Raw genomic sequence first — 22,034 nt, 5'->3', positions numbered from 1 at the left:
AGCTACGAGGTTGCCACGTCGTTCCTCCTCGCAATTGTAAAGGTCAGATAATTCGGTAACAGAATTAGCTTTAAACAAATAAGCTAAGAAAGTTATGCGCAACATTAATAATGACCTCACATTAAAACGGAATTATCTGAATAAGTACCGTTTTCTGATCAGCGAATATGAGCAGGTTAAACGGGGTGAACATCTGAACTACAGGTTTGCCAAAGAGTTTTATGCGGCCCATGATACCGATCCAAGGAGTTTTTTACTGTATTATAACCGTTTTAAACAATCAGGTAATGAACAGGATCTGCTGCCTGCCAAACGAGGGCCAAAGTACAGTACACGACGCCCGCTCCTGAAGATGAGCAGCAAGTACTTGACCTTCGGTTGAGGGGCTGCAATAAGTTCGAGATAGCCGACCAGTTTAAGCAAAAAGCTAATAACTTTACGCCATCGCCTTCAGGCGTATACAACATCCTGAAGCGGCACAATAAGAACCGTTTAACCGTCGCAGATAAAGAAGTAAAGCGAAAGATCATCAAAGAACGTATGGGCCAGTTAGGACATATTGACTGTCATCACCTGAGTAAAAGCGTGATCAGGGGACAAAGCAGGAAGCTTTACCTGATTTGCGTATTGGACGATTATTCCCGCCTGGCCTGGGCACAGGTGATGCCGGACATCACCGCGCTTACCACTATGTTTACTGCCCTGCATTGCATGCAGGCACTTAAGCGGGAGTTCGGTATCCAGTTCGAGGAGGTCATTGCTGATAATGGCCCGGAGTTCGGTACTTCCACCAGTTTGCAAAAACGCAACCATCCCTTCGAAAGAATGCTGATGGAAACAGGCATTAAGCGCCGTTATATGCAGCCTTACCGGCCACAAACCAACGGCAAGGTGGAACGCTTCTGGCGAACGCTTAAAGAAGACCTGATTGAAGATACAGACTTTGACAGTCTAGAAGAATTGGAAGACGAACTCTTAAAGTATCTCGTCTACTACAACTGGGAACGTCCACATCAAGGCATCAACGGCAAAAAACCTATCGATATGGCCTCCCTAAACAACAAAAAATAATACCTAATTCTGTTACCGAATTACTAAACCCTTACAGCAATGACAATTAGAATAGACTTGTATAGTGGTGGGATTGCTTTCCCGAAACAAGTTCGGGACAAGCTGTTCCTCGCAATGACGCGGTAAATAAGGTACGATATTACCCAACTATCACCTAACCAATTAACTATCAATAAAGAAAAATCATCAACCCTGTTGAAAATTAGAAAAATTGTGCCTACCTTTGCAGTCCTTAAAATAAGGATAAAACTGTAATTACAAAAAAGGAAAAATGCCTACTATTCAGCAATTAGTTAGAAAAGGTAGAGTAGCTCTGGTTGACAAGAGTAAGTCACCAGCGTTGGACAGCTGTCCACAGCGAAGAGGCGTATGCACACGCGTGTATACCACTACCCCTAAAAAACCAAACTCAGCAATGCGTAAAGTTGCACGTGTGCGCTTAACCAACGGAAAAGAAGTTAACGCTTATATTCCTGGTGAAGGTCACAACTTGCAGGAACACTCAATTGTATTGATCCGCGGTGGTCGTGTTAAAGACTTACCAGGTGTACGTTACCACATCATCCGTGGCGCGTTAGATACTTCAGGTGTTGCCGGTCGTAATCAGCGCCGTTCAAAATACGGTACTAAACGCCCTAAACCAGGTCAAGTAGCAGCGGCTCCAACTAAAGGTAAAAAGAAATAATTAAGGAGGATAGATAGCAATGAGAAAGTCAAAACCAAAAAAGAGAATTATCCTTCCTGATCCAAAGTTCAATGATACTTTGGTAACAAGGTTTGTAAATAATATGATGTATGATGGTAAAAAATCTACCGCATACGCTATATTTTACAACGCAGTTGAAATAGTTGAGAAAAAAACAAGCGAAAACGGGTTAGATACCTGGAAAAAAGCTTTAAATAATGTTATGCCAGCTGTTGAAGTTAAAAGCCGCCGTGTAGGTGGTGCAAACTTCCAGGTGCCAACCGAAGTTCGTCCGGAGCGTAAAATCGCTTTAGGTATGAAATGGTTGATCAGCTATGCACGTCGTCGTGGTGAAAAAACCATGATGGAGAAATTAGCAGGCGAGATCATATCAGCAGCTAAAGGTGAAGGTGCAGCAGTGAAGAAGAAAGAAGATACGCACAAAATGGCTGAGGCTAACAAAGCGTTCTCACATTTCCGTTTCTAATAAATTAGATTACACCGATTTAATAATACGATTACACCGATTATATATGTTTACACGTTATAATCGGTGTAGTTATAAAATGAGTTAGTGAAATCCAAAAAAAACAAAGATGTCAAGAGATCTAAAATATACAAGAAATATAGGTATTGCCGCTCACATTGATGCTGGTAAAACTACTACAACAGAGCGTATCCTTTACTATTCTGGCGTTAGCCACAAAATAGGTGAGGTACACGAAGGTGCAGCTACGATGGACTGGATGGCGCAGGAGCAAGAGCGTGGTATTACCATTACCTCTGCTGCTACAACTGTAGGCTGGAAATACCGTGGCAACAACTACCACATTAACATTATTGATACACCAGGACACGTGGATTTCACTGTTGAAGTGAACCGCTCACTGCGTGTATTAGATGGTTTAGTATTCTTGTTTTCAGCAGTTGATGGTGTTGAGCCACAATCTGAAACCAACTGGAGACTTGCCAACAACTATAACGTTGCCCGTATAGGTTTCGTTAATAAAATGGACCGCTCTGGTGCCGACTTTTTAAATGTTGTAAAACAAGTAAAAAGTATGTTAGGCAGCAACGCAGTGCCATTGCAATTACCAATTGGTGCTGAAGAGCATTTTAAAGGTGTTGTTGATTTAATTAACTGGAAAGGTATTGTTTGGAATGAGCATGATAAAGGTATGACCTTTACTGAAGTGCCTATCCCTGAGGATATGATCGAAGAAGCAACTGAGTGGAGAGAGAAATTACTTGAATCAGTAGCTGATTATGATGAGAGCCTGATGGAGAAATTCTTTGACGCTCCTGAAACTATTACTGAACGCGAAGTGCTTGACGCTTTACGTAAAGCAGTTTTAGATGCTAAGATCGTTCCTATGGTTTGCGGTTCATCTTTCAAAAACAAAGGTGTACAAACCATGCTTGATTATGTGATGGAATTATTGCCTTCACCTATGGATGTTGAAGGTATCATCGGTACTGATCCAAACACAGGCGAAGAAATATTACGCAAGCCATCTGAAAAAGAACCATTTGCAGCATTGGCGTTTAAAATTGCAACCGATCCTTTCGTAGGCCGTTTGTGTTTTATTCGCGTATACTCAGGTAATTTGGAAGCTGGTTCATATGTACACAACATGCGTTCTGACAACAAAGAGCGCATCTCACGTATATTCCAGATGCATGCTAACAAGCAAAACCCTATACCTAACGTAGGTGCAGGTGATATTGCAGCGGTAGTAGGCTTTAAGGATATCAAAACAGGTGATACCCTTTGTGATGAGAAACACCAGATCATCCTTGAGTCAATGAACTTCCCTGAGCCGGTTATCGGTTTGGCTATTGAGCCTAAAACTCAGGCTGACGTTGACAGATTAGGTATGGCTTTAGGTAAATTAGCTGAAGAGGATCCAACCTTCCGTGTTAACTCTGATGAAGAAACCGGCCAGACTGTAATTTCAGGTATGGGCGAGCTTCACTTAGATATCATCATGGACCGCTTGAAACGTGAGTTTAAAGTAGAGGTTAACCAGGGTGCTCCGCAAGTTGCTTACAAAGAATCTATCACAGGTACAATACAACACCGCGAAACATATAAGAAACAAACCGGTGGTCGTGGTAAATTTGCTGATATACAGGTAATACTTTCACCAAACGACGAAGGTAAAGAAGGATTACAATTTGTTAACGAAATTAGCGGTGGTTCAATCCCTCGTGAGTTTATCCCATCTGTTGAAAAAGGCTTTGCTGCTTCAATGGTAAATGGTGTGTTAGCGGGTTTCCCTTTAACAAGCTTAAAAGTTCGTTTGATAGATGGTTCATTCCACGCTGTCGATTCGGATGCTTTATCATTCGAGTTAGCTGCTAAAATGGCTTACCGTGAGGCATTGCCAAAATGTAAACCAGTATTGCTTGAGCCGATCATGAAAATTGAGATCCTTACCCCTGAAGAAAACATGGGTGATGTTATCGGTGACATGAATCGTCGTCGTGGCCAACTGTTAGGTATGGATTCACGTGCAGGTGCACAGGTAATTAAAGCAACTGTACCATTGTCAGAAATGTTCGGTTATGTAACCCAGTTACGTACCATCACTTCAGGCCGTGCTACTTCAACCATGGAGTTTGATCACTATGCTGAAGCGCCACGTAACGTACAGGAAGAAGTAATTGCAAAAGTAAAAGGCAAAAAAGCCGCTGCTAACGCGTAAATAAATTGATGTGTAAATATGCAGATGTGCAGATATGCAAATGAGAAATCAAAAGCATCCGCACATTTGCATATCCGCACATCTGCACATAAATTAACCAACCGCCCTAATAAATAGCTCTTAGGGTTGGTTACAAAAACAAATAACATGAGCCAAAGGATCAGAATCAAATTAAAATCTTACGATTACAACTTGGTTGATAAATCAGCTGAGAAGATCGTAAAAACAGTAAAACCTACGGGTGCTGTTGTAAGCGGACCACTTCCCTTACCAACTGAAAAGAAAATCTTTACAGTATTACGTTCACCACACGTAAACAAAAAAGCACGTGAGCAATTCCAATTATGCTCTTACAAGAGATTATTGGATATCTACAGTTCAAACTCAAAAACTGTAGACGCTTTAATGAAGCTTGAATTGCCAAGCGGTGTTGAAGTTGAGATCAAGGTGTGATAGTACCGGAAGATCAGATATTAAAAAGCCATTCGTTTTACGGATGGCTTTTTTTGTTGGTTAATACGAGATGGTAAGGCTGTCATGCTGAGCGCTAGTCGAAGCATGTGGGCAAAGGCCTTTACGCCATGCTTCGACTAGCGCTCAGCATGACAACCACCGCTTTTGGAATAACGTTTAGCGTAAGTCTTGTGATTCGGGATTAGCCAGGATGACTTGTGTTTATTGATATTTAGGGCGTTGCCTCCGGCCCGTGCTATCCGCTCATACTGCACAGGCCTTAGCCACAAAGCCGGTATCCGCTACTATCACTAACGCGAATAGTTATTGTTTCTTCCTCAAACACCAAGTTGTCATACACCTTAAATTCTGCACATTGGTAGTTTTTATCGGCTCAAATAACTCAGCGCCGAGTTCAGTTGTATAACGCAATAGTGTTTTCTGGTTTACCAAATAACGGGTTGAGCCATCGGGCAATAGATAAACACCATCGCGAATTGGTGTAACTAAATCCTCAATACCAATATCTGATGCTAGTCGGGCAAACAGATACCCTCCCGGTTTCAGCACCCGCCAAACAGATCGCAGCATCGCATCAAAATGCGCATGATCCCGGGCGAAATGTAATATCGCACTGCAAATAGCCAGGTCGAAGAAATCATCGGCATAGGGGAGATGTTCGGCAATAGCTACTACAAAGTTTGATTCCGGATTGTTAGATGTCAGTTTAGCTGATAATTGCTTTACATGTTCTACAGCTCTTGTATCCGGATCAATGCCATGCACTTCAAATCCATTCTGCAAAAAGTAGTGCAGGTTTCGTCCGCCTCCGCAGCCTATATCGATAATTTTATGGCAATTATCAAATCGGCCTTTCAGTAACTGATCGAACAGATAAATATCAATATTGCCGTAAAGCTGTTGCAGGTTGTTTTGCATGAGGAGTGGATGCTTGTTGGGGTGAATTTACAGAGTAAGGTTTCAAAATTCAGATAATTCTAACGAATAATGAAACTTACGAAGTTCAACTCGAATTGTCTATTTTTAATGGCCTCGTTGAGGGCTTCGCCGTTTTAAAACTTCGTAAGTTTATATCGGGCGGATAAGCTTGCTCCTATTAATTTAACATACTTAAAGCTTTAAGAAGTTTATCATCCCGCAAACGAACACTACGTGTATCAAAAACGAACGGTTAGGTTGTGTTTTATTGTATTAATTATCTGTTTGTCAATTATTTATAATTATGGCATTGTCTTGGGGTGATGATGCATGAACTATAGATCATCATATTATGTTTAAGAACTTTGTCAAAATTGCATGGCGTAACCTACTGAAGAACAGGGTTTATGCGTCGATAAATATTCTTGGTTTGGCTTTTGGTATGGCGGTAGCCATGTTGATTGGCCTATGGCTCATGGATGAGCTTACCTTTAACCATTACCATACCAACCACAGCGATATAGCACAGGTTAGGGCTACCTTGGACTTTAACGGGCAGGTAAGCACGCAGGACGCCATAGCCATGCCGCTTGCAGCCGAACTGCATAATAAATACGGGTCGAATTTTAAGGGTATGTCGCTAGCCTCGTGGAATGTTGGTTATATATTAGCTAATGGCGACAAAAAGATATCCAATGATGGAATGTGGGTGCAACCTGTGTTTCCATCAATGATGAGCCTGCGTATGATTGAGGGTAATATCAACGCCTTGAATGATCAGCTTTCGGCTTTAATAAGCCAGTCGACCGCGAAGGCGCTTTTTGGCGATGCCGACCCTATGAATAAAACCATCCGCGTTAACAGTAAATATGATATGAAGGTGGCAGGTGTTTATGAGGATATCCCGCATAATTCAGCGTTCAATGATACACATATCCTGATGTCCTGGGCAAAATATATAACTACCGAAAAATGGCTGCAGGATGCGCAGCAGCAATGGGGGAATCACAGTTTTCAGTTATTTGTGCAAATGAACCCCAATGTTAATATGGATGCTGTTTCGGCTAAAATAGAGCTGATAGCCGCAAACCATTTTAAAGAGGGCCACGAACGCATCATGTTGCATTCTATGGATAAATGGCGCCTTTACAGCGAATTTGAAAATGGAAAAATAAAAGGTGGCCGCATTACCTATGTATGGCTGTTTGGTATCATCGGCGCGTTTGTGTTGCTGCTGGCCTGCATCAACTTTATGAATTTAAGTACTGCACGTTCTGAAAAACGTGCCAAAGAGGTTGGTATACGCAAAGCCATTGGTTCGGTACGCAAACAATTGGTAGTACAATTTTTAAGCGAATCTGTTATAATGGCTGTAATAGCTTTTGTACTTGCTCTTGTGCTTGTACTATTGTTTTTGCCATATTTTAACATCATGGCCGATAAACAAATGGAGGTACCTTTTGCAAACCCGTGGTTTTGGCTGACTGCGATAGTATTTGTAACATTTACAGGTGTAGTGTCTGGCAGTTACCCTGCCTTTTATTTGTCGGGCTTTAATGCGGTTGCAGTGCTTAAGGGCACATTCCGCAGCGGCCGTTTTTCGGCATTGCCACGTAAGATATTGGTGGTTTTGCAGTTTACCATATCGGTTACGCTTATTATAGGCACAGTAATAGTATTTAAGCAGATCCAATTTGCGAAGAACAGGCCCGTCGGTTACACGCGTGAGGGCCTGATAACCGTAATGATGAACACTCCCGACCTGGTTGGCCATTACGATGCCATCAGGAATGACCTGATCCGTACCGGCGCTGTTGAGAATATGGCAGAATCGTCAAGCCCTACCACGGGCGTATGGTCAAACCAGATAGGTTTCGACTGGACAGGTAAAGATCCGTCAGTTACTCCTGTTTTAGGGACTATTGCCGTTACCCATGATTTTGGTAAAACCATTGGCTGGCATGTAATCCAGGGCCGCGATTTTTCGAAAGCATTTGCTACTGATACCAATGCTATGCTGATTAACGAAAAGGCGCTAAAGCTTATCGGTTTTAAAAATCCGGTTGGGCAAACGGTAAAGCTTAATGGTAAGGCTTATACGGTTGTAGGCGTTGTATCAGATATGATCATGGATTCGCCTTATGTACCGGTTGATCCGACAGTATTTATGATGAATTATGGATGGGCCAACGTTATCACCATAAAAATAAAGCCAACCGTAGCAGTTTCAGCCGCGCTCGATAAAATAGGCGGGGTGTTTAAGCGCTATAACCCCGGTAGTCCGTTCACTTATAAATTTACCGATGATGAGTATGCCCAAAAATTCTCGGATGAAGAACGTATAGGTAAACTGGCATCATTCTTTGCCGTACTCGCGATATTTATTTCGTCGCTTGGTTTATTTGGTCTGGCATCATTTGTGGCCGAACAGCGTACCAAGGAAATAGGTGTTCGTAAGGTATTAGGAGCTTCGGTGGCTAACTTGTGGGGGATGCTATCAAAAGAGTTTATTCTTTTGGTGATGATATCATGCCTGATAGCAACACCACTGGCCTGGTATTACCTCAACAACTGGTTAAAAGCATATCACTATCGTACTGAAATCTCATGGTGGGTATTTATCGTATCATGCGCAGGTGCTATGCTCATCACGCTGATGACTGTAAGCGCGCAAGCCATAAAGGCCGCGGTTGCCAATCCGGTAAAAAGTTTGAGAAGCGAATAGATATGTTGGCTACACTTTAACCGTTCAGGAAATCCTGCCAAACGCCTTCGAGTTCATCAACCAGTTCGGGCCTGATGGAAATACCGGATGCCTGTGGTGTCCATGTTTGTGCGGCAAGATTTCCTGTTTTCAAAATATCAAAAGTAAGGATAGGCTCTTTGTCGGGATTGAGCAAAACATCGAGCGTAATAACTATGCGGTAATAAGTGCGGCCTTTGCGTAATGCCAAAAAAGGTTCTGATGAAACAATGCCCGAAGCGAAGATGCCTTTGGGTTCAATCCCAAGGCGTACAATATAGGCCCTGTCGCCGGGTTGTATGGTTTTATGGCTGGCTACGCTCCAGGTTTCCTCTAACCTACCGGTTACCGAAAGCTTTTGAATGTCATCATCTATATCGTCCCATGCCCATTTAACCGGGTTCCATCCAAAAAGGTATGCTTTCATTTATTGATTTTCCAAAACTAACGATGGCAAAAGGAATTTGTTCACCACATCATGAAAATCCGTTTAATCCAATAAACGGCGGAGCCCTCTTGAGCACCTTTAAAAAACAAATAATAGGTGAAAAATCCTGGTTTTACTTCCCCAGCAAATCATCCAGCTTATTGCGCTCGGTTTGCAGCTCACGGGCAAGCTTTTTCTCCTTTTCGTTGGCCTTGGCTTTGTAGTTTTTATAATCTTCTTCCAGCTCGTTATACAGTTGTACCCTGTATTTAGCTTCGCTGCTTGCAGCGCCTGAACGGCCGATAACTATAGCTGCCGTAGCGCCAAATACCAATACCAGCCCCCACATAATAATGTTATAGGTTGATTTATCAATATCTATTCCCAGTAAGCTTACTTCATTGCGTTTTGCATTTGCTTCAGATAGGGATTCACCGCTTGTTTTGGCACTGTTTTGCAAGCTATCAATGGTTTTTGTTTGCAAAGTCAGTTTATCCTGTGATGCTTTTAAGGCCTGGCGCACTTGTGTAAGCGTATCTATAAAGCTTTTGTGGAAAGCTCCAACCAGATCCTGTTGGGTACCACCGTAAATCTTGCTCAGTAAATAGCGGTACTGACCGTTTAATGTTTTATCCTGAGGCGGTTCAGGTTTAGCGGCAACTACTTTTGTGGTATCCGTAAAATGAGTTTTTTGCGCAGTTATTGTGGCGTGTGTAGTTGAGTCGACTGCTTTTTTAAAAAATTTGGGGGCAAGCTTTTTTACCTTCACTGTTGCAGCGGGTTTTGCTTCATCAGTTGTGGTAGATGTTACAGGTGTAGGAGTTGTTTTTACAGAGTCCTGGGCGTGTGCCGCAACCATGGTAATACAAATAAATGCTGCGATCAGTGGCAGAGCAAAAAGCTTCTTCATAATTTAAAATTACACATACTAAATTAATAAAACATGAACAGAAAACATTTTATTGTTTGCCTGGGATGACTTTATCATGACGAATGTAAGCTTTCATACGTAAATTTGCTACTCATAGTTATATTAGCGGAATGAATATTGGTTTAATAGGGTTAGGCGATATGGGCCGGTTGTATGCAAAAGCCTTTGCTAAAGCAGGTTACCAGGTTTGCGGATGCGATTTACCCGAAAATAGAAATAAACTTGAAGAAGAATTATTGCCTCTGGGTATCAAAATACTGGATAGCGGCAAGGATGTAGCACGCGTAAATGACCTGATTATTTATTCAGTTGAAGCAGAAAAACTGGAGCAGGTAGTAGCTGAATGCGGGCCCGTTACTAAATTCGGGGCCATTGTAGCCGGGCAAACATCGGTAAAAACACCGGAGATCGCCATATTTGAAAAATACCTGCCTGAAGATACACAGATCATCACCTTTCATGGTATGCATGGCCCGGGTTTTGAGCCCAAAGGGCAAAAATTGATACTGATACCTCACCGTTGTGATAAGGCAGCTTACCAGCGTATGTACGATCTGTTCACAGCTATTGGAAGTGATATTGTTGAGATGGTTGATTACCATGAGCACGATAAAATAGTTGCCGATACACAGGCCGTAACTCATGTTGGTTTTGAAAGCATGGGCACCGCCTGGAAATCTGCTGGATTTTTCCCCTGGGAAAATGGCTCTTATATTGGAGGGATAGATAATGTGAAGATATTAACCACCCTGCGCATATTCAGTTACAAGGCCCACGTGTATGCAGGCCTGGCTATATTAAACCCTTATGCCAAACAGCAGGTTAAACGCTATGCCGAATCGGAATCAGAATTATTTAAGCTGATGATAAAAGAGGAGGAGGCTGATTTCAGGTCGAGGCTTTACCGTGCCCGCGACTTTGTTTTTCATGAAAGCCGCAAACCCATTATGCTGAATGATGCCGTGATGAAAGAGTTTTCGCTAGCGCAAAAACCAGAATTGCAGAAACCTAATTCGCATTTAAGCATTTTAAGCATGGTTGATGCCTGGTATCACCTGGGCGTAAACCCCTATGATAACCTCATCTGCCAAACGCCACCTTTCCGACTGCGTTTAGGCATTGCCGAATACCTGTTTAAAAATGAGGACCTGCTGGAAGAATCTATCAAAACCGCGCTTTACGATAAAACCATCCGCGGTGACGATCTGGAATTCCATTCAGCAGTACGGGAATGGTCGGCCATAATAGGTTACGGCGATATGGAAGGTTATAAAAAGCATTTTAATGAAGTGCAAAACTTCTTTAGTCACCGATTGGAAGAAGGTAAAGCACAAAGCGCGGAGTTGATCAGGAGATTGATGATGGAATAAAGGGCTATTTTAATGCTTTGGATACTAACCAAGAAATTAACGCTCCAATCACTATTAATACGATACCACCTAAGATCTTATTCCAAACGGATTGACTTTTAAAGCCAATTGTTAAATCCTTAAGATGATCTTCTTGATCTTTTAAGTCTTTTGAAAGCGAGCTAATATTGGAAATAGTAGAATTAAATTGTGTTGAAGTAATAGTAAGATTCTGCGTTAATTGATTTATTTGTTTACTGTTTTCATTAACTAATTGATTGGCTTTTTCCAAATCTTCAGCTAAAGATTTGGTTTGGACTGAAATTGCAGTTACTGAACTTGTTAGTTGTACTACATTATTTGTTAAATCTTTGATTGGTTTCAAAACATCCTCATATCTTGCTTTTAGATCTATAATATCTTTAGTAATATTTTCTATTTGTTTTACCCTGTCGCTTATTTGCATCCAAGGCAAAACTTCCATATTAGCCATTTTATCTATAAATTGATCGGGTAGATTACCATTTAATAAATTGGGTTCAGGCTGAACATCCTTTTCCGGTTCAACGCCTAGTTTTTCAAAAACAATATTGCAGATTTTTCTACCATAACGAATTATAACCTTTTTTGGTGATGCATTATATAACCCAAAAAGCAAGTGACCTTTATATCCTGGATCAACTATACTGCCTGTCAATAGGATTATTCCTTCATAAGAAAGTGTTCTCTTTGAACCAAGACGCGCACAAATGTTTTTAGGAAAAGCCATGTTCTCAAAAGAAACAATTCCAGCATACGAGCCCGGTGGGATTTCCATTGGTTTTTCTTCCAAATTCAACTCTATACCGTCACCACCTATAATTCCTTTTTTTCCTACCCTTAGATCATAACTAGAGGCTTCTAAGGATGATGTTGCAAAAGAATCCTTAGTTATTAATAATTCTCTATTGATGTAATCGGTTATTTCTTTATCAGATAAAATAGACGAATTAGTTTTAGGATCACCATCAAATAAAGTTGTCATAAATTATCTGTTTGTATTGTATTATATAAAGATGATAATTAAAATTTGTTTGTTATCAACAAATGGGGATTGTTAATAAAAAATACATACAGATTTCTAAGGATATTTTTTTGGCTTAATCTTCCTCCCTCAGCCGTTCATCAGTATAAGTAATTGCTGTTTTGCCGTGGGCTTTGGGCTTGCCATATTCATCAATACTTACAAATACTATCTTATCAACGGTTAGGATGGATTTGTGTGAGATCTTGTTGCGCACTTCACAGGCCAGGGTAATGGAGGTATGACCAAAATGGGTTGCTTTAATTCCCAGCTCAATAATATCCCCCTGGCGGGCCGAATTAATAAAGTTAATTTCAGACATGTACTTGGTAACGCAGCTATTGGTTCCCAGTTGTATGATAGCATATATAGCGGCTTCTTCATCTATCCAGCGCAGCAAACTCCCACCGAATAGTGTACCATGTGCATTAAGGTCTTCTGGTTTTACCCATTTACGAGTGTAAAAATTCATAACAGTATAGTATAGGCCACAAAAGTACGGTTTATACTAAATTCTAACATCACTTTGCTGTAAACAATGTCCAGGGATAGGCCTTCATATCACGCAGATATTTGCTTTGGTAGCTGTATTCCGGGTGTTTTTTAAAGAAGGGTGCTGCTAAAAAGTCGGCCCCGCCTGGGTGGCCCATATGTGCCCATAGCTGCATCTTATTGGCCAGATCGGTTGTGGTAACCTTGCCTTGTACCGCACCCATTGGGAAGTAGGGGCCTTCGCTCCATTCAGGTACGCCTCTCGGGTCTTCATCTACGTGCCCGTCGATTACACAACGGTCAAAAGCATTTTTCTTATTTAGAGCATCGTAGGTATCACCCTCAATAACTTTACCTGTCGAATCGGTCAGCTTGCCCTTATAGTCAACAGCCACTAGTTTCTGCATCCGTAATTTACGGGCATTGGGTGAGTTGGTTGGGTCATTCACATTAAATGTAGTCTCTTCCTTTATCAGTTTAGGATCACTCGGGAAATTTGAGCCTATCATAGCTGTATCCTTTGATCGCCATACCTTATAATCTTTCAGGCCCAGTTCAAGCTTGGCAACTTCATTAGTTTTGGTATCGCCTATCAGCCAGTCGTTAGCGTAACCGCCATTGTTATTGGTGGTCATTATTTTTATTACGTCATCAATGCTATTGGCGTATTGAGCAGCCCTGCGTGCACGAACAAATTCAGGGGTTTGCGTAGTGTCGAAACCTTCAAAGCCGGTTATGGTAGTTTCGGTAATTAATATACCACTGCCGGTTACTACAAAATCGTCGCCGCTATGTATAAGTCCGGGTGCACAATCCATTAATATATGGTTGCCTTTTTCAGGTTTAATATCGGCAATAACGTTCCAGCGTTCGCCCTCAATGTAATCTGTCCAGTTATTATGGCCTATCACTATTTTGCCATCCTTGGTATAGCTGCCGGTGGCAATAAAAGCGCTACAATTGCCGGGGGCCTTATTATTACCGCTGCCGGGTTTTAATTTATTCTCCAGGCTGGGTACATAGTATGATGATAGCTCGATATTGGCATTCAGCGCGGTAATATCCAGCGAATCGTATTTCATGCCGCGGGCTTGCAGGCCTTCGGCTATGCCTTTTATCTCAGCCTGATATTCAGGATCAATTTTAGCCCATAAAAATCTTTTTGATGCCGCGCGGTAAAAGGCCCAATCCTTGTTGCTGGTGTGTGGCAGGTAAAACTGCATTACCTTTATTAAAGTATCAATTTCTTTTGCCAGTAAATAGCCATGCTGATAGCCAATGTCTGATGGTGAGCCAGAGAGGTGCACATATATCCAGCCGTTCTTTTCTTCGCGGGTAGCATTACCCAGCCGGTTATGAACAACAGGTTTTTGCTTGCAGCTGAAAAACACTAAGGCAATAACAAGGGTAGCCCCTAGTTTGATAAGACTTTTCATGAGGGTAATAAATAAGATCAGTTAAATAGCAGTTCAATTTAAGAAAAAGAAATAGTCTTATAAAGAGATCCAGCTAATTTATTTAACTGTTCTTCATCACTACTAAATATACTGCCTTTTTATCGGGCATGGCATATTTGGGATTGTCATAATCCTCAACGCTCTGAATGGTTGCCGGGTCGAAGGATTTGCCCAACATGGTTTCGGCGTCATCAATTGAATAGGGGGCGCCCTTTATAAAGAAAACAAAACCGTAGTTAGATTTTCTCAGGTTTTTCATATAGGTGGGTTCTTTAGCCCCGCCAAAGCCAAAACTTATCGGTACTGTGTACATTACTCTTACCGGTTCGCCTTTTTGTATGCCAGGCTTCCATAATGGCGACTGGGATATAACCCGTGCTGCTTCTGATTCGCACCCTGCACCAAGGCATGTAATGGGCTTTACATCTGCCATTGAGCCATCTTTCTCAATAACAAACGAAACAATCACTTTACCTTCAAGGCCCAAAACATTGGCGACTTCAGGATACTTAAGATTTTTAGCTATGTATTTGTAGAAGCCTTGTACTCCGCCCGGAAATAGTGGCTCTTGTTCTACAGCAACGAAGATTCGTTTGCTGGTGTCTTTTTTGGTTGTATCCTGCGCATTAACAATGCCAAATGATATTGTCAGAAATATTAATAATGCGAAGAAAAGTTTAGGGTTAATCATGGAGTAAAAATATAATTAATCAATATTAAATGCAGTAGGTGGATGCATTTAAACATTAAAAATTTTGTAGAACATTTCACGGTTACAAAACATTGCAGGTATTATCAGCCGATGTATGTTTAAAAGAAATAATAGATCTATCAGCTAACTAGCTTTTTAAGGGCGGTTAACAGCAAGTAACCGCCTGATTTCGATTTTTTTATCACATAATTCCTGCCAAAATACTCTACTCAAAATATTTATGAAAAAATAACTCAGTAACTATTTGAGAATTAATCTAAAATATCTATCTTTGCCGTCCCTTAACGGGGGAATAATATGCCTTGAACGAAGCCCTACTGCTTCGATGGGCACAAACTAAAAAAGAAAATGTCAGGAATTATTGGTAAAAAAGTAGGAATGACCAGCATTTTCGATGAAACAGGGAAGAATATTCCTTGCACGGTAATCGAAGCTGGCCCTTGCGTTGTAACACAAGTGAAATCTGTGGATACAGACGGATATGCTGCCGTACAGTTAGCATATGGTGAGAAAAAAGAAAAGAACACCTCAGGTCCTTTAAAAGGTCACTTCCAAAAAGCAGGTACGTCTCCAAAGCGTAAACTGGTTGAATTCAAAACTTTCGAAGACGAAAAAAATCTAGGTGACACAGTTACTGTAGAGATTTTCGCTACGGGAGATTTTGTGGATGTGGTTGGTACATCTAAAGGTAAAGGTTTTCAGGGCGTAGTTAAACGTCACGGTTTTGGTGGTGTGGGTATGCAAACTCACGGTCAGCACAATCGTTTACGTGCGCCAGGTTCATTGGGTGCCTCATCATGGCCTTCACGTGTATTTAAAGGTATGCGCATGGCTGGTCAAATGGGTAATGAGCGTGTAAAAGTTCAAAACGTACAAGTTTTGAAAGTTTATCCGGAGCAAAACCTGTTAGTAATTAAAGGTTCCATCCCTGGAGCTAAGGGTTCATTCGTAATAGTGGATAAATAAGATGGAAGTTAAAGTATTAAATGTATCAGGTAAAGAAACAGGTGCCAAAGTGCAACTTCCTGAGTCCGTATTCGGTATCGAACCTAACGATCACGCTATCTATCTTGATGTTAAGCAGTTTTTAGCTAATCAACGTCAGGGTACGCACAAATCAAAGCAGCGTAACGAAATTGCAGGTTCAACCCGTAAATTATATAAGCAAAAAGGTACAGGCGGTGCCCGTGCAGGTAGCGTAAAATCACCATTGTTTAATGGTGGTGGTCGTGTATTCGGTCCGCAACCACGCGATTACAGCTTCAAATTAAACAAGAAGCTTAAAGCGCTGGCACGTAAATCAGCCTTAACATACAAAGCACAAGACAATAGCATTTTAGTGTTGGAAGATTTCAACTTTGATTCTATCAAAACTAAAACCTATATACAAATGCAAGCCGACCTGAATGTTACTAATGATAAAACATTATTAGTATTAGCAGGTGTGGAAAATAACAATGTGTATTTATCAAGCAGGAATCTGAAAAAAACTAAGGTGATTTCAGTTGAGCAGCTAAACACTTATGATGTGTTAAACGCTGGTAAACTTTTATTAACCGCAGGTGCTGTTAAAACTTTGGAGGAAGCATTAGCTAAGTAATTATGGAAATCTTAAAAAAACCCTTACTTACTGAAAAAGTAACTCAATTAACTGAGAAGCTTAACCGTTACGCTTTTGTAGTTGATCCAAGAGCTAACAAAATTCAGATTAAGGCAGCAATAGAAACTATGTACGGTGTTACCATTACAGATGTAAACACCATGAGGTATGTAGGTAAATTAAAAAGCCGCAATACAAAAGCAGGCGCCGTTAGCGGTCGTGCTGCAGCGTATAAGAAAGCGATCATCACGCTGAAAGACGGTGAAGTTATAGACTTTTACAGCAATATATAATAGAGATGGCAGTTAAAAGATTTAAACCGGTTACCCCGGGCACACGTTTCAGGGTTGATGTATCTAATTCAGATATAACAACTAATGTACCTGAAAAGTCGTTGGTTGTTTCAGCCAACACACGTTCAGGCGGTCGTAACAACAGCGGTAAAATGACTATGCGCTACATGGGTGGTGGTCATAAACAAGCATACAGGTTAATAGATTTCAAACGTAATAAATTTGATATCCCTGCAAAGGTTGCAACTATAGAGTATGATCCTAACCGTTCAGCACGTATAGCACTGTTACACTTTGTTGATGGAGAGAAAAGATATATGATCGCTCCGGCAGGATTAGAAGTTGGACAAACTGTTGTATCTGGCGAAACAGCTACTCCTGAAGTAGGTAATACAATGCCATTGAAAAATATCCCTTTGGGCTCTATTATTCACAACATTGAATTAAACCCAGGTCAGGGAGGTTCTATCGCACGCAGCGCAGGCACTTACGCACAGCTTTCAGCACGTGATGGCAAATATGCTATCATCAAATTGCCTTCAGGCGAAACACGTATGATACTGTCAACTTGTTTGGCAACTATCGGTACCGTTTCAAACGGCGAGAAAGCAAACGCTGTGTTAGGTAAAGCTGGCCGCAAACGCTGGTTAGGCCGTCGCCCAAGAGTTCGTGGTGTAGCCATGAACCCGGTAGATCACCCTATGGGTGGTGGTGAGGGAAGAGCCTCAGGTGGTCACCCACGTTCACGTAAAGGTTTATTAGCTAAAGGCTACAAAACCCGTGACAAAAAGAAAACATCGGATCGTTATATCATTGAAAGAAGGAAGAAATAACAATGGCTCGTTCAATTAGAAAAGGACCTTACATCGATCATAACCTTGACAGAAAGGTTACGACGCTAAATGATTCAAATAAGAAATCAGTAGTAAAAACATGGTCACGTCGTTCCATGATCTCTCCTGATTTTGTTGGTCATACATTTGCAGTACACAACGGTAACAAATTTATACCAGTGTATGTAACAGAAAATATGGTTGGTCATAAGTTGGGTGAATTTGCCCCAACCCGTACATTCCGCGGTCACGCAGAAAAGAAAAAATAAGGCATGGAAGCAACAACTAAAATCAAAAAGTCTGTATTGATCAGGCAACAAAAAGAAGCAGCAAAAGCCATAGTAGGCGGCTCTTCAGTTGCTAAATTACAGAACTGCCCAACTTCACCACGCAAAATGCGTTTGGTGGTTGATCTGATCCGTGGTGAAAACGTTGAGAAAGCGTTATACATCTTAAAATTTACAAATAAAGAAGCAGCGATACGCGTTGAGAAACTATTGCTTTCAGCTATCAAAAACTGGGAAGCAAAAAACGAAGACAAACGTGTTGAAGATAGTGCACTATATGTTAAAGAGATTTCAGTAGGTGGTGGCCGTCAATTAAAAAGACTGCGCCCTGCTCCGCAAGGAAGAGGATACCGCATACGCAAACGCTCAAACCATGTAACACTTATTGTGGACAGTAAAAACGATAACAATTAATTTGAAATGGGACAGAAAGCAAATCCAATAGGTAACAGATTAGGAATCATCAAAGGTTGGGATTCTAATTGGTTCGGTGGAAATCACTATGCCGACAAATTAGTTGAAGACGAAAAGATCCGCAAATATCTTTCAGCACGTATAAACAAAGGTGGTGTATCTAAAATAGTTATCGAGCGTACTTTAAAACGCATCACTGTAACTATCCACACAGCACGCCCGGGTATCGTAATTGGTAAAGGCGGCGCAGAGGTTGATAAGATCAAAGAAGAATTGAAAAAACTGACTAAAAAGGAAGTTCAGATCAACATATTCGAGATCAAACGCCCTGAGCTTGACGCACAATTAGTTGCTGAAGGTATAGCAAAACAACTTGAGGCTCGTATCTCATTCCGTCGTGCCATGAAAACTACTATTGCTTCAACCATGAGAATGGGTGCTGAAGGAATAAAAGTAATGACATCAGGCCGTTTAGGCGGTGCGGAAATGGCACGTAGCGAACAATATAAAGAAGGAAGAATTCCTCTGCACACATTCCGTGCTGATATTGACTACGCATTAGCAGAAGCATTAACTACTTATGGTAAAATAGGTGTTAAAGTATGGATCTGCAAAGGCGAAGTTTACGGCAAACGCGATCTATCTCCAAACATTGGTGGTACTAGCAGCAACAGCGGTAAAGGTGGCAGGCCAGAAGGTAACGCGGCAGGCTTCGGCGGTCGTGGTAACGAAAGAGGCGGCGAGCGCGGTGGCGAACGCAGAGGAGGCCCTAATGATAAAAGAGGTGGTGGAAGCAACGATCGTCGCGGTAACGCAGGTGGTGGTGGAAATCGTCCGGGTGGACCAAATCGCCAGGGTGGCGGTCCCGGTGCAAATCGCGGTGGTGGAAATCGCCCGGGTGGCCCAGGAAAGAGATAATAATCAAAGTCGAGACAGACATCGAATAGATAATAAAGCTTAAGAAAATGCTACAGCCAAAAAGAACGAAGTTCAGAAAGATGCAAAAAGGCAAAATGAAAGGAAACGCCAGTCGTGGCGCTGAACTTTCATTCGGATCTTTCGGTATAAAATCACTGGAACCGGCCTGGATCACCAGCCGCCAGATAGAAGCTGCACGTATTGCTGTTACACGTTTTATGAAACGTGAAGGCCAGGTGTGGATCAGGATATTCCCTGACAAGCCTGTAACCAAAAAACCAGCAGAGGTACGTATGGGTAAAGGTAAAGGTGCGCCGGAATACTGGGTAGCGGTAGTACGCCCCGGAAGGATCATCTTTGAAGCAGAAGGTGTACCACTGGAAACAGCTAAAGAGGCATTACGCCTTGCGGCACAAAAATTACCAGTGCAAACAAGATTTATAGTACGTAGAGATTACGTGGAAGCATAAATAAAAAAGTTAGCAGTTTTGAGTTTGCAGTTATCAGTTTGATAAGCGGGCTTGGAACTAAAAACTCAAATAACTAACAAGAAAATGAAGAACTCAGAAATTTTAGAGCTATCAACTGAAGAATTGGTTGCAAGAATCGGCGAAGAGAGAGCAAGTCTCACAAAACTGAAATTTGCACATGCGGTTTCGGCTATTGAGAACCCAACACGTATTACAAAAGTACGCAAGGATGTTGCTCGTTTAACTACTGAATTAACTAAGCGCAAAGCTGCGCCGGCTTCTGAAAAGAATTAATTTTTTAGAAATGGAAAGAAATTTAAGAAAAACACGTACCGGCCTGGTAGTTAGCAACAAGATGGAGAAATCTATCGTGGTAGCTGTTGAGCGGAAAGTGAAGCACCCGATTTATGGTAAGTTCGTTAAGAAAACTACCAAATTTATGGCTCATGACGAAACTAATACCTGTGGTATTGGAGATACCGTATTGATTATGGAAACCCGTCCGTTGAGCAAGAGCAAAAACTGGAGATTAGTTCAAATTATAGAAAGGGCTAAATAACATGGTACAACAGGAATCAAGATTAAATGTAGCTGATAACAGCGGTGCTAAAGAAGTTTTAGTGATCCGCGTATTGGGCGGTACCGGTAAAAGATATGCTTCTATTGGTGATAAGATAGTAGTTACTGTAAAGAGCGCTTTGCCATCAGGCAACGTTAAAAAAGGAACTGTATCAAAAGCAGTAGTAGTAAGAACCAAGAAAGAGATTCGCAGGAAAGATGGTTCATATATACGTTTTGACGATAACGCAGCAGTTTTGTTAAATAACCAGGATGAGCCAAGAGGTACCCGTATCTTTGGCCCGGTTGCAAGAGAACTGCGTGAGAAACAATTTATGAAAATTGTATCATTAGCACCGGAGGTATTGTAACAATGGATAAGAAAAAACACGAACAACCTGCTAAATTAAAGATCCGTAAAGGTGATTTAGTAAAGGTTATAGCTGGTGACTCAAAAGGCACTGAAGGCAAGATAAAAGAAGTAATATTGGCTAATGGCAGAGCTATTGTTGAAGGTGCTAACTTAGTATCAAAACATACAAAACCAAATGCAGCTAATCCAAACGGTGGAATTGTTAAGCAGGAAGCTGCTATACACATTTCAAACCTGGCGCTGGTTGATCCTAAAACAGGAAAAACTACACGCGTTGGCCGTAAAAGAAACGATGCCGGTAAATTGGTAAGGGTATCAAAAAAATCAGGGGAGGAAATTAAGTAATGACTTACACACCGAGATTAAAATCAAAATATAAGGAAGAGATCCGTACCGCACTGAAAGATAAATTTCAGTACAAAAGCGTTATGCAGGTTCCTAAACTTGAGAAGATTGCCATTAACCAGGGTGTTGGCGGTGCTACTACCGACAAAAAACTGATCGAAAACACGATCACTGAGTTAACTACCATTACCGGTCAGCAAGCAGTATCTTCAAAATCAAAGAAAGATATCTCTAACTTTAAATTACGTAAAAACATGCCGGTAGGCGTACGTGTAACTTTACGTGATAATACAATGTATGAGTTTTTGGATCGTTTGATCGCTGTTGCTTTACCACGTATACGTGATTTCAAAGGCATTAACGATAAAGGTTTTGACGGCCGCGGCAACTATACATTAGGTATAACAGAGCAAATTATATTCCCTGAGATAAATATTGACAAGATCAATAAAATACAAGGTATGGATATTACCTTTGTAACCTCAGCAACAAATGATGTTGAAGCTTTGGAGTTGCTGAAACAATTTGGATTACCATTTAAAAATCAGACCAAGTAATGGCTAAAGAAGGAATAAAAGCACGCGAAGTAAAACGTGCCAAATTAGTAGCTAAATATGCTGAAAAAAGGGCTGCCCTTAAAGAAGCAGGAGATTATTTAGCTTTAGACAAATTGCCTAAAGCTTCATCAGCGGTAAAATTACACAACAGGTGTAAATTAACCGGCCGCCCACGTGGTTATATGCGCCAGTTCGGCATTTCAAGGGTAACTTTCCGCGAAATGGCACTAGCAGGTAAAATCCCGGGAGTAAGAAAAGCTAGCTGGTAATATTCAAGTAACAAGTATTTAGTATCAAGTAGCAAGATAGCTACAACTGATATTCAATACTTGATACTATGTACTAGCTACTTGATA

At 41.2% G+C, this 22,034-nt stretch carries 29 protein-coding genes; 22 read left to right on the top strand and 7 right to left on the bottom strand.

Going from position 1 to position 22,034, the window contains the following annotated elements:
* The first annotated feature begins 94 nt into the window (after positions 1-94).
* From BLU33_RS18410 to rpsJ, 6 genes are all read left to right on the top strand, one after another.
* On the top strand, positions 95-382 hold the full coding sequence (locus BLU33_RS18410; RefSeq protein WP_091376418.1) for a hypothetical protein: 288 nt from the start codon (positions 95-97) through the stop codon (positions 380-382).
* Positions 379-1,071, top strand: coding sequence for an integrase core domain-containing protein (locus BLU33_RS18405; protein ID WP_091376415.1), 693 nt, complete (start codon positions 379-381; stop codon positions 1,069-1,071). Before BLU33_RS18410 ends, BLU33_RS18405 begins: the two co-directional genes overlap by 4 nt.
* A 271-nt stretch (positions 1,072-1,342) precedes the next feature.
* Positions 1,343-1,756 carry a 30S ribosomal protein S12 gene (gene rpsL, locus BLU33_RS18400; protein WP_073405808.1) on the top strand — a complete coding sequence of 138 codons (414 nt, stop codon included), beginning with the start codon at positions 1,343-1,345 and terminating at the stop codon, positions 1,754-1,756.
* A gap of 19 nt (positions 1,757-1,775) precedes the next feature.
* Entirely contained in the window at positions 1,776-2,243 is a 468-nt protein-coding gene (gene rpsG, locus BLU33_RS18395) for a 30S ribosomal protein S7 (protein WP_091376413.1), read from the top strand.
* 109 nt (positions 2,244-2,352) lie between these two features.
* Complete coding sequence (fusA, locus tag BLU33_RS18390) at positions 2,353-4,464, top strand: elongation factor G (protein WP_091376410.1); 2,112 nt, start codon at positions 2,353-2,355, stop codon at positions 4,462-4,464.
* 147 nt (positions 4,465-4,611) lie between these two features.
* A complete protein-coding gene (gene rpsJ / locus BLU33_RS18385) occupies positions 4,612-4,917 on the top strand; it encodes a 30S ribosomal protein S10 (RefSeq protein ID WP_022830652.1) in 306 nt (101 codons plus the stop codon).
* A gap of 324 nt (positions 4,918-5,241) precedes the next feature.
* Here rpsJ and BLU33_RS18380 read toward each other — a convergent pair whose 3' ends face one another.
* Positions 5,242-5,856 (bottom strand): class I SAM-dependent methyltransferase, encoded by a 615-nt coding sequence (locus BLU33_RS18380; protein ID WP_091376406.1) that lies wholly within the window; start codon positions 5,854-5,856, stop codon positions 5,242-5,244.
* 352 nt (positions 5,857-6,208) lie between these two features.
* Between BLU33_RS18380 and BLU33_RS18375 the strand changes: the two genes are divergently transcribed.
* Positions 6,209-8,581: an ABC transporter permease gene (locus BLU33_RS18375; RefSeq protein WP_091376403.1), complete on the top strand. Its 2,373-nt coding sequence runs from the start codon at positions 6,209-6,211 to the stop codon at positions 8,579-8,581.
* Positions 8,582-8,597: 16 nt separating this feature from the next.
* On the opposite strand, the gene BLU33_RS18370 is transcribed toward BLU33_RS18375, so the two are convergent.
* Both BLU33_RS18370 and BLU33_RS18365 read right to left on the bottom strand, forming a co-directional pair.
* Positions 8,598-9,026, bottom strand: a complete 429-nt coding sequence (locus tag BLU33_RS18370) for a hypothetical protein (RefSeq protein WP_091376400.1) — start codon at positions 9,024-9,026, stop codon at positions 8,598-8,600.
* 133 nt (positions 9,027-9,159) lie between these two features.
* Positions 9,160-9,936: a hypothetical protein gene (locus BLU33_RS18365; RefSeq protein WP_091376397.1), complete on the bottom strand. Its 777-nt coding sequence runs from the start codon at positions 9,934-9,936 to the stop codon at positions 9,160-9,162.
* A gap of 131 nt (positions 9,937-10,067) precedes the next feature.
* On the opposite strand from BLU33_RS18365, the gene BLU33_RS18360 reads away from it, so the two are divergent.
* On the top strand, positions 10,068-11,327 hold the full coding sequence (locus tag BLU33_RS18360; RefSeq protein ID WP_091376394.1) for a prephenate dehydrogenase: 1,260 nt from the start codon (positions 10,068-10,070) through the stop codon (positions 11,325-11,327).
* 4 nt (positions 11,328-11,331) lie between these two features.
* Here BLU33_RS18360 and BLU33_RS18355 read toward each other — a convergent pair whose 3' ends face one another.
* The 4 genes from BLU33_RS18355 to BLU33_RS18340 form a co-directional block, all read right to left on the bottom strand.
* Positions 11,332-12,330, bottom strand: coding sequence for a dCTP deaminase domain-containing protein (locus BLU33_RS18355; RefSeq protein ID WP_091376392.1), 999 nt, complete (start codon positions 12,328-12,330; stop codon positions 11,332-11,334).
* A 115-nt stretch (positions 12,331-12,445) separates the two neighbouring features.
* Positions 12,446-12,841 carry an acyl-CoA thioesterase gene (locus BLU33_RS18350; protein WP_091376390.1) on the bottom strand — a complete coding sequence of 132 codons (396 nt, stop codon included), beginning with the start codon at positions 12,839-12,841 and terminating at the stop codon, positions 12,446-12,448.
* A 49-nt stretch (positions 12,842-12,890) separates the two neighbouring features.
* Complete coding sequence (locus tag BLU33_RS18345) at positions 12,891-14,297, bottom strand: C45 family autoproteolytic acyltransferase/hydolase (RefSeq protein WP_091376387.1); 1,407 nt, start codon at positions 14,295-14,297, stop codon at positions 12,891-12,893.
* An 82-nt stretch (positions 14,298-14,379) separates the two neighbouring features.
* Positions 14,380-15,009: an energy transducer TonB gene (locus BLU33_RS18340; RefSeq protein WP_091376384.1), complete on the bottom strand. Its 630-nt coding sequence runs from the start codon at positions 15,007-15,009 to the stop codon at positions 14,380-14,382.
* Positions 15,010-15,378: 369 nt separating this feature from the next.
* On the opposite strand from BLU33_RS18340, the gene rplC reads away from it, so the two are divergent.
* The 14 genes from rplC to rpsN all read left to right on the top strand — a co-directional run bounded on the left by rplC (position 15,379) and on the right by rpsN (position 21,947).
* On the top strand, positions 15,379-15,996 hold the full coding sequence (rplC, locus tag BLU33_RS18335; protein WP_091376382.1) for a 50S ribosomal protein L3: 618 nt from the start codon (positions 15,379-15,381) through the stop codon (positions 15,994-15,996).
* Position 15,997: 1 nt separating this feature from the next.
* Positions 15,998-16,630 (top strand): 50S ribosomal protein L4, encoded by a 633-nt coding sequence (rplD, locus tag BLU33_RS18330; protein WP_091376380.1) that lies wholly within the window; start codon positions 15,998-16,000, stop codon positions 16,628-16,630.
* 2 nt (positions 16,631-16,632) lie between these two features.
* On the top strand, positions 16,633-16,923 hold the full coding sequence (gene rplW, locus BLU33_RS18325) for a 50S ribosomal protein L23 (RefSeq protein ID WP_091376377.1): 291 nt from the start codon (positions 16,633-16,635) through the stop codon (positions 16,921-16,923).
* Between the two features lie 5 nt (positions 16,924-16,928).
* Positions 16,929-17,756: a 50S ribosomal protein L2 gene (rplB, locus tag BLU33_RS18320; RefSeq protein ID WP_091376373.1), complete on the top strand. Its 828-nt coding sequence runs from the start codon at positions 16,929-16,931 to the stop codon at positions 17,754-17,756.
* A gap of 2 nt (positions 17,757-17,758) precedes the next feature.
* On the top strand, positions 17,759-18,025 hold the full coding sequence (gene rpsS / locus BLU33_RS18315) for a 30S ribosomal protein S19 (RefSeq protein WP_091376370.1): 267 nt from the start codon (positions 17,759-17,761) through the stop codon (positions 18,023-18,025).
* Positions 18,026-18,028: 3 nt separating this feature from the next.
* Positions 18,029-18,457 (top strand): 50S ribosomal protein L22, encoded by a 429-nt coding sequence (rplV, locus tag BLU33_RS18310; RefSeq protein ID WP_091376368.1) that lies wholly within the window; start codon positions 18,029-18,031, stop codon positions 18,455-18,457.
* A gap of 6 nt (positions 18,458-18,463) precedes the next feature.
* Positions 18,464-19,375: a 30S ribosomal protein S3 gene (rpsC, locus tag BLU33_RS18305; RefSeq protein ID WP_091376365.1), complete on the top strand. Its 912-nt coding sequence runs from the start codon at positions 18,464-18,466 to the stop codon at positions 19,373-19,375.
* A gap of 47 nt (positions 19,376-19,422) precedes the next feature.
* Positions 19,423-19,845 (top strand): 50S ribosomal protein L16, encoded by a 423-nt coding sequence (gene rplP, locus BLU33_RS18300; protein WP_091376362.1) that lies wholly within the window; start codon positions 19,423-19,425, stop codon positions 19,843-19,845.
* Between the two features lie 84 nt (positions 19,846-19,929).
* The gene (rpmC, locus tag BLU33_RS18295) at positions 19,930-20,139 is read left to right on the top strand and encodes a 50S ribosomal protein L29 (protein WP_091380779.1); all 210 of its coding nucleotides are present in this window, start codon (positions 19,930-19,932) and stop codon (positions 20,137-20,139) included.
* Between the two features lie 10 nt (positions 20,140-20,149).
* Entirely contained in the window at positions 20,150-20,404 is a 255-nt protein-coding gene (gene rpsQ, locus BLU33_RS18290) for a 30S ribosomal protein S17 (RefSeq protein ID WP_091149797.1), read from the top strand.
* 1 nt (position 20,405) lies between these two features.
* Positions 20,406-20,774, top strand: coding sequence for a 50S ribosomal protein L14 (rplN, locus tag BLU33_RS18285; RefSeq protein WP_073405786.1), 369 nt, complete (start codon positions 20,406-20,408; stop codon positions 20,772-20,774).
* A 2-nt stretch (positions 20,775-20,776) separates the two neighbouring features.
* Positions 20,777-21,121, top strand: a complete 345-nt coding sequence (gene rplX / locus BLU33_RS18280; protein WP_091376359.1) for a 50S ribosomal protein L24 — start codon at positions 20,777-20,779, stop codon at positions 21,119-21,121.
* Positions 21,121-21,678: a 50S ribosomal protein L5 gene (gene rplE, locus BLU33_RS18275; protein ID WP_091376356.1), complete on the top strand. Its 558-nt coding sequence runs from the start codon at positions 21,121-21,123 to the stop codon at positions 21,676-21,678. Before rplX ends, rplE begins: the two co-directional genes overlap by 1 nt.
* Positions 21,678-21,947, top strand: coding sequence for a 30S ribosomal protein S14 (rpsN, locus tag BLU33_RS18270; RefSeq protein ID WP_091376354.1), 270 nt, complete (start codon positions 21,678-21,680; stop codon positions 21,945-21,947). The genes rplE and rpsN overlap by 1 nt, the downstream gene beginning before the upstream one ends.
* The last annotated feature ends 87 nt before the right edge of the window (positions 21,948-22,034 follow it).

The organism is Mucilaginibacter mallensis (genome assembly GCF_900105165.1).
Classification (GTDB): Bacteria; Bacteroidota; Bacteroidia; order Sphingobacteriales; family Sphingobacteriaceae; genus Mucilaginibacter; species Mucilaginibacter mallensis.
The sequence above is the reverse complement of the archived record's forward strand: the minus strand, read 5'-3'. Positions and strand labels throughout refer to the sequence as shown.

Excerpts from the sequence above, each read along its gene's own strand:
- rplP (WP_091376362.1), top strand. The coding sequence starts at position 19,423 with ATGCTACAGCCAAAAAGAACGAAGTTCAGAAAGATGCAAAAAGGCAAA.
- rplN (WP_073405786.1), top strand. The coding sequence starts at position 20,406 with ATGGTACAACAGGAATCAAGATTAAATGTAGCTGATAACAGCGGTGCT.
- rplB (WP_091376373.1), top strand. The coding sequence starts at position 16,929 with ATGGCAGTTAAAAGATTTAAACCGGTTACCCCGGGCACACGTTTCAGG.
- rpsN (WP_091376354.1), top strand. The coding sequence starts at position 21,678 with ATGGCTAAAGAAGGAATAAAAGCACGCGAAGTAAAACGTGCCAAATTA.
- rplW (WP_091376377.1), top strand. The coding sequence starts at position 16,633 with ATGGAAATCTTAAAAAAACCCTTACTTACTGAAAAAGTAACTCAATTA.
- rpsJ (WP_022830652.1), top strand. The coding sequence starts at position 4,612 with ATGAGCCAAAGGATCAGAATCAAATTAAAATCTTACGATTACAACTTG.
- BLU33_RS18350 (WP_091376390.1), bottom strand. The coding sequence starts at position 12,841 with ATGAATTTTTACACTCGTAAATGGGTAAAACCAGAAGACCTTAATGCA.
- rpsC (WP_091376365.1), top strand. The coding sequence starts at position 18,464 with ATGGGACAGAAAGCAAATCCAATAGGTAACAGATTAGGAATCATCAAA.
- rpsL (WP_073405808.1), top strand. The coding sequence starts at position 1,343 with ATGCCTACTATTCAGCAATTAGTTAGAAAAGGTAGAGTAGCTCTGGTT.
- rpmC (WP_091380779.1), top strand. The coding sequence starts at position 19,930 with ATGAAGAACTCAGAAATTTTAGAGCTATCAACTGAAGAATTGGTTGCA.
- BLU33_RS18370 (WP_091376400.1), bottom strand. The coding sequence starts at position 9,026 with ATGAAAGCATACCTTTTTGGATGGAACCCGGTTAAATGGGCATGGGAC.
- rplE (WP_091376356.1), top strand. The coding sequence starts at position 21,121 with ATGACTTACACACCGAGATTAAAATCAAAATATAAGGAAGAGATCCGT.
- BLU33_RS18380 (WP_091376406.1), bottom strand. The coding sequence starts at position 5,856 with ATGCAAAACAACCTGCAACAGCTTTACGGCAATATTGATATTTATCTG.
- rplX (WP_091376359.1), top strand. The coding sequence starts at position 20,777 with ATGGATAAGAAAAAACACGAACAACCTGCTAAATTAAAGATCCGTAAA.
- BLU33_RS18375 (WP_091376403.1), top strand. The coding sequence starts at position 6,209 with ATGTTTAAGAACTTTGTCAAAATTGCATGGCGTAACCTACTGAAGAAC.
- BLU33_RS18345 (WP_091376387.1), bottom strand. The coding sequence starts at position 14,297 with ATGAAAAGTCTTATCAAACTAGGGGCTACCCTTGTTATTGCCTTAGTG.
- fusA (WP_091376410.1), top strand. The coding sequence starts at position 2,353 with ATGTCAAGAGATCTAAAATATACAAGAAATATAGGTATTGCCGCTCAC.
- rplD (WP_091376380.1), top strand. The coding sequence starts at position 15,998 with ATGGAAGTTAAAGTATTAAATGTATCAGGTAAAGAAACAGGTGCCAAA.
- rpsG (WP_091376413.1), top strand. The coding sequence starts at position 1,776 with ATGAGAAAGTCAAAACCAAAAAAGAGAATTATCCTTCCTGATCCAAAG.
- rplV (WP_091376368.1), top strand. The coding sequence starts at position 18,029 with ATGGAAGCAACAACTAAAATCAAAAAGTCTGTATTGATCAGGCAACAA.
- BLU33_RS18360 (WP_091376394.1), top strand. The coding sequence starts at position 10,068 with ATGAATATTGGTTTAATAGGGTTAGGCGATATGGGCCGGTTGTATGCA.
- BLU33_RS18355 (WP_091376392.1), bottom strand. The coding sequence starts at position 12,330 with ATGACAACTTTATTTGATGGTGATCCTAAAACTAATTCGTCTATTTTA.
- BLU33_RS18410 (WP_091376418.1), top strand. The coding sequence starts at position 95 with ATGCGCAACATTAATAATGACCTCACATTAAAACGGAATTATCTGAAT.
- rpsS (WP_091376370.1), top strand. The coding sequence starts at position 17,759 with ATGGCTCGTTCAATTAGAAAAGGACCTTACATCGATCATAACCTTGAC.
- BLU33_RS18365 (WP_091376397.1), bottom strand. The coding sequence starts at position 9,936 with ATGAAGAAGCTTTTTGCTCTGCCACTGATCGCAGCATTTATTTGTATT.
- rpsQ (WP_091149797.1), top strand. The coding sequence starts at position 20,150 with ATGGAAAGAAATTTAAGAAAAACACGTACCGGCCTGGTAGTTAGCAAC.
- rplC (WP_091376382.1), top strand. The coding sequence starts at position 15,379 with ATGTCAGGAATTATTGGTAAAAAAGTAGGAATGACCAGCATTTTCGAT.
- BLU33_RS18340 (WP_091376384.1), bottom strand. The coding sequence starts at position 15,009 with ATGATTAACCCTAAACTTTTCTTCGCATTATTAATATTTCTGACAATA.